The sequence below is a fragment of the Paenibacillus sp. cl130 genome (genome assembly GCF_900116035.1).
In the GTDB taxonomy this organism is placed as follows: Bacteria; Bacillota; Bacilli; order Paenibacillales; family Paenibacillaceae; genus Paenibacillus; species Paenibacillus polymyxa_B.
Genome location: NZ_FOYG01000015.1, coordinates 54,680 through 62,958, shown reverse-complemented (window position 1 = coordinate 62,958; position 8,279 = coordinate 54,680). Strand labels below are relative to the sequence as shown.

Annotated in this window: 6 protein-coding genes and 1 rRNA gene; all 7 read left to right on the top strand. The window is 45.1% G+C overall.

Translation table 11 applies throughout. The annotated features are described in order from the left end of the window. Window positions 1-9: 9 nt before the first annotated feature. A 5S ribosomal RNA gene (gene rrf, locus BM358_RS25690) occupies window positions 10-126 on the top strand. A 163-nt stretch (window positions 127-289) separates the two neighbouring features. Next, entirely contained in the window at window positions 290-1,477 is a 1,188-nt protein-coding gene (eis, locus tag BM358_RS25685) for a GNAT family N-acetyltransferase (protein ID WP_028542626.1), read from the top strand. 539 nt (window positions 1,478-2,016) lie between these two features. Continuing rightward, window positions 2,017-2,481, top strand: coding sequence for a CtsR family transcriptional regulator (locus BM358_RS25680; protein ID WP_013312188.1), 465 nt, complete (start codon window positions 2,017-2,019; stop codon window positions 2,479-2,481). A 69-nt stretch (window positions 2,482-2,550) separates the two neighbouring features. Continuing rightward, window positions 2,551-3,075: a protein-arginine kinase activator protein McsA gene (locus BM358_RS25675; protein WP_023990574.1), complete on the top strand. Its 525-nt coding sequence runs from the start codon at window positions 2,551-2,553 to the stop codon at window positions 3,073-3,075. A 28-nt stretch (window positions 3,076-3,103) separates the two neighbouring features. After that, a complete protein-coding gene (locus BM358_RS25670) occupies window positions 3,104-4,168 on the top strand; it encodes a protein-arginine kinase McsB (RefSeq protein WP_028542625.1) in 1,065 nt (354 codons plus the stop codon). A 44-nt stretch (window positions 4,169-4,212) separates the two neighbouring features. After that, window positions 4,213-6,657 (top strand): ATP-dependent protease ATP-binding subunit ClpC, encoded by a 2,445-nt coding sequence (gene clpC, locus BM358_RS25665; RefSeq protein ID WP_023990572.1) that lies wholly within the window; start codon window positions 4,213-4,215, stop codon window positions 6,655-6,657. 240 nt (window positions 6,658-6,897) lie between these two features. Beyond that, entirely contained in the window at window positions 6,898-8,271 is a 1,374-nt protein-coding gene (gene radA / locus BM358_RS25660; RefSeq protein WP_013312184.1) for a DNA repair protein RadA, read from the top strand. Window positions 8,272-8,279 lie beyond the last annotated feature (8 nt).

Genomic DNA, 8,279 nt, shown 5'->3' with positions numbered 1-8,279 from the left:
AAATTCATGTTTGGTGGCGATAGCGGAGGGGTTCCACACGTACCCATCCCGAACACGACCGTTAAGCCCTCCAGCGCCGATGGTACTTGGACCGCAGGGTCCTGGGAGAGTAGGACGTCGCCAAGCAAAAGTGAAAAGGATGATAATCTCAATGAGATTATCATCCTTTTTTTATGTGTTTTTAGATGGCCACCTGCTTCTAAGGTTGACAGAGGGAAGAGGCTTTGCCACACTCTAAGTGTATAATCTTTTTATGGATGCCCAAGTATACAAGCGAGGTGACGAAGTTATGGAGATCAGACAATTACAACGTGAGGAATTTGAAGCGGCTATTGAATTATCTCAATATGCTTTTCAGTTTACAATGTCCCTGGAGGATCTGGAAAAATCCAAGAAGAAATTCAAACCAAAGCAAACATGGGGAATATTCGACGGACATGACTTGAATGCTAAACTGACTTTGTTACCCCTACAGGTATACATAAACGGTCAGGTTTTTGATATGGGGGGCATTGCTGGTGTGGCAACATGGCCAGAAAAGCGTCGCGGAGGCATGGTGTCACGTTTGTTGACGCATGCGCTTGAAGAAATGAAGTCTGCGGGACAAAGCCTTTCTTTTCTGCATCCATTCTCCTTTGCCTTCTATCGTAAATTTGGATGGGAAACGTATATTGAATATAAAAAGTACGTCATTCCCATTGATAAATTCCCTACAAAACTTAAAACAGAAGGTACAGTCAAACGCGATGTCAAAGATATTTCAGAACTGGACCAAGTGTATCAAGCGTATGCATCTCGTTATAATGGCACGCTGGTACGAGATAAGGAATGGTGGCAAGAGCGGATTTTAAATGAGAACTATCGAACTGCGGTATATTACTCTGAAACAGGCGATCCTCAGGGATATGCACTATACAAAATTGAAGATAAACAGTTGAATTGTGATGAGTTGGTATATGAAAATGAGACGGCTCGTCGGGCTTTATGGACTTATTTTGCAAATCATGACTCAATGATAGCCCAAGGTAAATTTAATTACGTTCCAGCAGATGACAATCTGCCATTTTTACTCGATGATCCACGAATTCAACAGGAAACGGTGCCTTATTTTATGGGTCGTATTGTGGATGCAGCTGCTTTTGTAAAGAGATACCCTTTTGAGCAGATTGGAGAGGAAACAAGTTTAACCTTAAGTCTGACAGATCGGTATGCTCCATGGAATGATGGATTATGGAGATTAACGATTACGACGAAAGGACAAGGCCATTTGGAGAGAGTGGATATAAGCTATTCATCTGAAAACGCCATAGTAGCTGACTTGAAACTTGGGATTCAGTCACTGACGACTCTGATGCTTGGCTACCAGCAGGCTGATGATCTGTATAAATGGGGTCGTATTGAAGGCAGCAATGAGTCTGTGTCTGCCCTTAAACGTGTAATACCAGTAAAACAAACGTTCTTATTGGATTTTTTCTGATAAAGGCCATTTAGTTCTTCTTAGGCTCCATCTTTCAGGGAACATGACTTGTGTGGTTATCATAATTTTCAAAACTCTTTCTGTAATGGGAAGAGTTTTTTTTATGGTATTGTATAAAACATAATTAGATTGCGAAAAATGGTATTGACCCCTTGGCAAAAATGAATAATGTGCTATAATATAAATATAGTCAAAGAAAGTCAAAGTCAATTAAGCCTAGTGTGATTCTGTAGAAGTACTATGCTGATGAATTAGCTTATAAGGTAATTTTGATAGCAAAGAAGTAAATGAGGATCGAAATGATTTGCGTATAGTTAGGAGCTGACTCTTATGAACATAAGAGAAGTGTATGATTAATCGCAAATAAAGGCCACACTAGAGACAAAACGGTACAATTCCAATGGATGTAGATCAGGCAATAGCCTGAATACAGCTTAGATTCGTGACTTTACCGTTTGGTTAAGTTCAATATACGGCGGACTCTGTGGAGCGTGAAATGTACTTGAATACTTGCGTTTCCGTTAGTGGAGGATGATGAAATGCGCAATGTTTCCGATATTATTGAACAATATTTGAAGAGTATATTGCTGGAAAGTCCCCAAGGTTTAGTGGAGATTCAGCGCAATGATCTGGCTGACCGCTTTTCCTGCGTGCCGTCGCAAATTAATTATGTAATTAGCACCCGGTTTACGCTGGAAAAAGGCTATGTGGTGGAAAGTAAACGCGGTGGCGGGGGCTACATTCGTATTCAGCGAATTCAGCTGCCTGCACAGCATGCCATCCATACACATCTTCATCAGAGCATCGGGGAGGAAATAAGCCAATCGGCAGCAGAAGGTCTGATTTATCAGTTAGAGGAAGCCCATTTTTTAAGCAAAAGGGAAGCTAATTTAATGAAGGCTGCTTTATCAAGGGATACATTATTACTGAAGCTTCCCTATCGTGATCAACTGCGAGCAAGATTGCTTAAGGCTATGCTGATCTCGTTGCTGGCGACCAAATAGTGTGTGAATAGAGACTAACGTTTGGATGTAGGGATTGGTATAAATCCTGACATTGAAGGAGGTGCTTTTATGCTGTGCCAAGAATGTAATATGCGGCCGGCAACTTTGCATTTCACCAAAATTGTGAATGGCGAAAAGACAGAGTTTCATATTTGTGAGACGTGTGCCAAGGAAAAAGGGGAGATGATCCCTGGAACACCTAACGGCTTTTCGATTCATAGCTTGTTGTCGGGGATGCTGGATTTTGACTCCAGTACAAAGAGCCAATCTCCAGGCCACAGTGGTCCGCAGAACCTGCAATGCAAGGATTGTGGCATGACCTATGCACAGTTTAGTAAGCTGGGACGTTTCGGATGCCCGTCGTGCTATCAATATTTTGATAGTCGTCTGGACCCTCTGTTCAAGCGTGTGCATGGCAGTACGAATCATGTTGGTAAAGTTCCGGTTCGCACTGGAGGCCGACTGAAGGTTAAACGGCAAATTGACGATTTGAAAAAAGAGATGCAACAGCATATTGTACAGGAAGAATTCGAATCAGCTGCTGAGCTTAGGGATCAAATCAGAGAGCTTGAAAAAGAAATGACTGAAGAGTAAAGTTTGTGAAGAGTAGGAGGGATGCGTAATGCCCAATATTCGATTTACGGAGAAGCCGCTAAGTGACTGGATGCGTGGTGATGCTGCGGATTCGGAGATTGTCATTAGCAGCCGGGTGAGAATTGCGCGTAACTTGCAGCATCTGCCTTTTCCCATGCTTGCTACCAATCAGCAGTCGGAAGAAGCACTTCAACGCTTGACGGATATCCTTCAGTATGATGATTTAGGCGGTTTTGGTACTTTCCATACGCTGAAAATATCCGAGTTGGATGAGATCGACAAGCAGGTGCTGGTTGAGAAGCATTTGATTAGTCCAAATTTGGCAAACGAATCTCGTAACGGTGCTGTTTTAATTAGCGATGATGAATCGGTTAGTGTTATGATAAACGAAGAGGATCATCTGCGTATCCAGTGCTTATATCCGGGATGTCAGGTTAGGGAAGCTTGGGAACGCGCTATGATTATTGATGATGCATTTGAAGCGCATGTTGATTATGCATTTGATGATCGGAGAGGTTTTCTGACCAGTTGTCCGACGAATGTCGGCACAGGTATGAGAGCTTCGGTGATGATGCATTTGCCTGCATTAGTTATGACTCATCAAATCAATCGTATATTGTCTGCTGTTTCACAGGTAGGTCTTACAGTTCGTGGCATTTACGGTGAAGGCAGCGAAGCGGTCGGAAATTTGTTTCAGGTATCTAATCAGATTACACTGGGACAAACCGAAGCGGAGATTATTGAGAATCTATATGGCGTGGTGCTACAAATTATTGAGCACGAGCGTTCTGCCAGAGAAAGGCTAATGAATGAATCTATGCTGCGAATTACAGATCGGGTGATGCGTTCATTCGGTATTTTGTCATATGCAGCAGTATTGGATTCCAAGGAGGCTGCACAGCGGCTATCCGATGTACGTCTTGGCGTAGATTTAGGGATTTTGGAGCGTCCTTCCACCGCAGCGATGAATGAGCTGAATGTGATGACACAACCCGGGTTCCTGCAAAAAAGCTTTGGGGATAAAATGAATACCGAAGAGCGCGATATGTACCGGGCGAAGCTGATCCGGCAAAAATTAGGCACAACCCTTTAATATATAGAATGATCTGAAATACACACTGTGGAGGTGCAGGATATATGATGTTTGGAAGATTTACGGAACGTGCACAGAAAGTGCTTGCTTTGGCTCAGGAAGAAGCTGTTCGATTGGGACACAACAACATTGGCACAGAGCACATTTTGCTAGGCCTCATTCGTGAAGGTGAAGGAATAGCCGCGAAAGCCTTAATCGGTTTAGGGCTGGGACTGGAAAAAATCCAGGATGAAGTGGAAACGCTGATTGGACGCGGTCAAGAGCAACCGACGAACATTGCCTATACTCCACGCGCCAAAAAAGTCATCGAACTGTCCATGGATGAAGCCCGCAAACTGGGCCATACCTATGTAGGTACAGAACATATTTTGCTTGGTCTTATTCGTGAAGGCGAAGGCGTAGCAGCACGTGTACTGAACAACCTGGGCATCAGTCTGAATAAAGCGCGTCAGCAAGTGCTTCAATTGCTCGGCAGCAGCGAGGCTGTTTCCAGCCATCATGGTGCTCCAGCTAATGTCAGCACGCCAACTCTGGACAGTCTGGCACGCGATCTGACGGCATCTGCGAAGGAAAACAACCTGGACCCTGTTATTGGGCGTAGCAAGGAAATTGAACGCGTAATTCAGGTGCTCAGCCGCCGTACAAAGAACAATCCGGTTCTAATCGGTGAGCCTGGGGTAGGTAAAACGGCGATTGCCGAAGGATTGGCCCAAAAAATCATAGCGAATGAGATTCCTGAAACGTTGCGCGACAAGCGCGTAATGACGCTGGATATGGGTTCTGTGGTAGCAGGCACCAAGTATCGTGGTGAATTCGAGGATCGTTTGAAAAAAATTATGGACGAGATTCGTCAAGCGGGTAATATCGTATTGTTCATTGATGAGCTGCATACACTGATTGGTGCTGGTGGAGCGGAAGGCGCAATTGATGCATCCAACATCCTGAAACCTGCTCTGGCACGTGGCGAGCTGCAATGCATCGGTGCGACCACGCTCGATGAATACCGCAAATATATTGAGAAAGATGCTGCTTTGGAGCGTCGTTTTCAACCAATTACAGTGGATCAACCTTCTCCAGAAGAGGCAATTCAAATCTTGTATGGTCTGCGTGACCGTTACGAAGCTCATCACCGTGTAAAGATCACAGATGAGGCTATTGAAGCGGCTGTAAAATTGTCAGATCGTTATATCACTGACCGCTTCCTGCCAGATAAGGCTATTGACCTTATTGATGAAGCGGGCTCCAAAGTAAGGCTGAATTCTTACACTGTACCGCCAAACCTGAAACAGCTGGAAAACCGTCTGGAAGATATCCGTAAGGAAAAGGATTCAGCGGTACAAAGTCAGGAGTTTGAAAAAGCGGCAGCGTTGCGTGATACAGAGCAAAAAATCCGTGAAGAGCTAGACGTGACGAAAAACCAATGGAAAGAACAACAGGGTCGTACAGATTCTGAAGTTACACCAGAGGATATCGCTCAAGTCGTTGCAATCTGGACAGGTGTTCCAGTCAGCAAGCTGAAAGAGGAAGAAACACACCGCTTGTTGAATATGGAAGAGTTGCTGCATGAGCGGGTAATTGGACAGGATGAAGCAGTTAAGGCAGTAAGCCGGGCGATTCGCCGGGCACGTGCCGGACTGAAAGATCCGAAGCGTCCAATCGGTTCCTTTATTTTCCTCGGCCCAACTGGGGTTGGTAAAACAGAATTGGCACGCGCCTTGGCTGAATCCATGTTTGGAGATGAAAATGCGGTTATCCGTATTGATATGTCCGAATATATGGAGAAGCACTCCACGTCCCGTCTGGTAGGAGCACCTCCAGGGTACGTTGGATATGAAGAAGGCGGTCAGCTGACTGAGAAGGTACGTCGTAAGCCATACTCAGTTGTGTTGCTGGATGAAATTGAAAAAGCACACCCAGAAGTATTCAATATTCTTCTGCAAGTGCTGGAAGATGGTCGTCTAACAGATTCCAAAGGTCGTGTCGTCGATTTCCGTAACACACTCATCATCCTAACATCTAATGTTGGTGCACAGGCGATTAAACGTAACTCCACGCTTGGTTTTACAGCTGTAGTGGACGCTGGGGCGGATTACGATAATATGAAGGGCAAAGTGATGGATGAACTGAAGAAAAGCTTCCGTCCTGAGTTCTTGAACCGGATTGATGAAATTATCGTTTTCCATTCTCTCGAAGAAAAACATATTGCCGAAATTGTGTCACTCATGTCTGAGGAGCTGCGTAAGCGCCTGAATGAGTATGAGGTGGACTTCGAGTTGACAGATAACGCTAAAAAATTCCTTGCCAAGGAAGGCTTTGATCCAGCGTATGGTGCGCGTCCATTGCGTCGTGCAATCCAGAAGCATATTGAAGATCGCCTGTCCGAGGAACTGTTGACTGGCAACATTACTAAGGGTGACTCTCTCTTCATTGATGAGGAGAATGGTGCATTGACTGTAACGAAAAAGGATAATGTATCTGCCAAGTCCTAAAGCAGTTTACTAAATAAATAGTAGAAAAGGGTGTCTCGCAGGCTGGAAAGCTATTGCGAAGACACCCTTTTTGTGTATAAAACACGGTAAAATGGTTGGGTAAATGCTTTGGGAAAGTTTGTGATATTGCTTTACGTCCGCCAAGCTTCAATGGTAAACTTTTATTGTTACAGCTCTTTCTGGGCTGTATGAACATAAATTTGACATTATCGTCGTCAATAAGGAGCCCAGGAATAAAGTATGGCTAAAGTGAAAACTAAATTTTCCTGTACGGAATGTGGTTATGAATCGCCCAAATGGTACGGAAAATGTCCTGGATGCCAGGCATGGAATTCCATGGTCGAAGAAACGGAAAGCGTTGTAAAAACTCAAGGAATGGGGTCTTCCCTTCTTACTCATAGCACAAAAGACAAGCCACTCCCTATTATAGAGGTGGAGAGTGGCAAAGAAACACGAATTTTGACGGGAATTGGCGAATTGAATCGAGTACTTGGTGGAGGTGTGGTGCCGGGTTCACTCGTTTTGGTGGGCGGTGATCCGGGAATCGGTAAATCTACGCTTATGCTGCAAACATCTAATGAGCTGGCTTTAACTGGTTTAAAGGTGCTGTACGTGTCTGGTGAGGAATCTGTCCGTCAAACGAAACTACGTGCAGATCGGCTTGGTGCCTTGTCCCCCAGCCTATACGTATTATGTGAGACGAATTTGGAGACGATTGAAGAAGCGGTGGACAGCTTGAAGCCGGAATTTTTGGTCATCGACTCGATACAGACCGTATATTTGCCTGAGGTGACGAGTGCACCAGGTAGTGTGGCTCAGGTGCGGGAGTGTACTTCACGCTTTATGCGAATTGCCAAGGGGCTAGGTATTGCTACGGTATTGGTGGGACATGTGACCAAGGAAGGGGCCATTGCAGGTCCACGTTTGTTGGAACATATGGTTGATTGTGTGCTTTATTTTGAAGGAGAGCGTCATCATACGTATCGGCTTTTGCGTGCAGTTAAAAACCGTTTCGGTTCTACAAATGAAATTGGTATTTTTGAAATGGCTGAAAGCGGTTTGCGTGAGGTGTCAAATCCTTCTGAACTATTCCTGTCTGAACGACCACTGGGGGTAGCGGGTTCTACTGTTGTAGCCAGTATGGAAGGAACCCGACCTGTATTGGTTGAACTGCAAGCATTGATTGCAGCTACGCATTTTCCATCTCCGCGCCGAATGGGCACAGGAGTCGATCATCATCGAATGGGATTAATCATAGCCGTGCTAGAAAAGCGGATGGGCATGTTTTTGCAAAACCAGGACGCCTATCTCAACGTAGCTGGAGGCGTGAAATTGGATGAACCGGCGGTGGATTTGGCTATAGCTGTGAGCATTGCTTCCAGCTTTAGGGATGCTCCTACCAAGCCGTACGACGTGATTTTTGGCGAGGTGGGACTGACAGGTGAGGTGCGTGCGGTATCCCGAGCAGAACAGCGAGTACGGGAAGCGGAGAAACTAGGTTTCAAACGGGTGATCATGCCGGAGAAAAGCTTGAAGGGCTGGACACATCCGAAAGGGATTCAAATTATAGGAGTAGGAACGGTGGCAGATGCACTGGCAGCCGCATTAGATTAGGGGGCATT

Coding starts and splice junctions, on each gene's coding strand:
- BM358_RS25680 (WP_013312188.1), top strand. CDS start 2,017: ATGCGCAATGTTTCCGATATTATTGAACAATATTTGAAGAGTATATTG.
- BM358_RS25675 (WP_023990574.1), top strand. CDS start 2,551: ATGCTGTGCCAAGAATGTAATATGCGGCCGGCAACTTTGCATTTCACC.
- eis (WP_028542626.1), top strand. CDS start 290: ATGGAGATCAGACAATTACAACGTGAGGAATTTGAAGCGGCTATTGAA.
- clpC (WP_023990572.1), top strand. CDS start 4,213: ATGATGTTTGGAAGATTTACGGAACGTGCACAGAAAGTGCTTGCTTTG.
- BM358_RS25670 (WP_028542625.1), top strand. CDS start 3,104: ATGCCCAATATTCGATTTACGGAGAAGCCGCTAAGTGACTGGATGCGT.
- radA (WP_013312184.1), top strand. CDS start 6,898: ATGGCTAAAGTGAAAACTAAATTTTCCTGTACGGAATGTGGTTATGAA.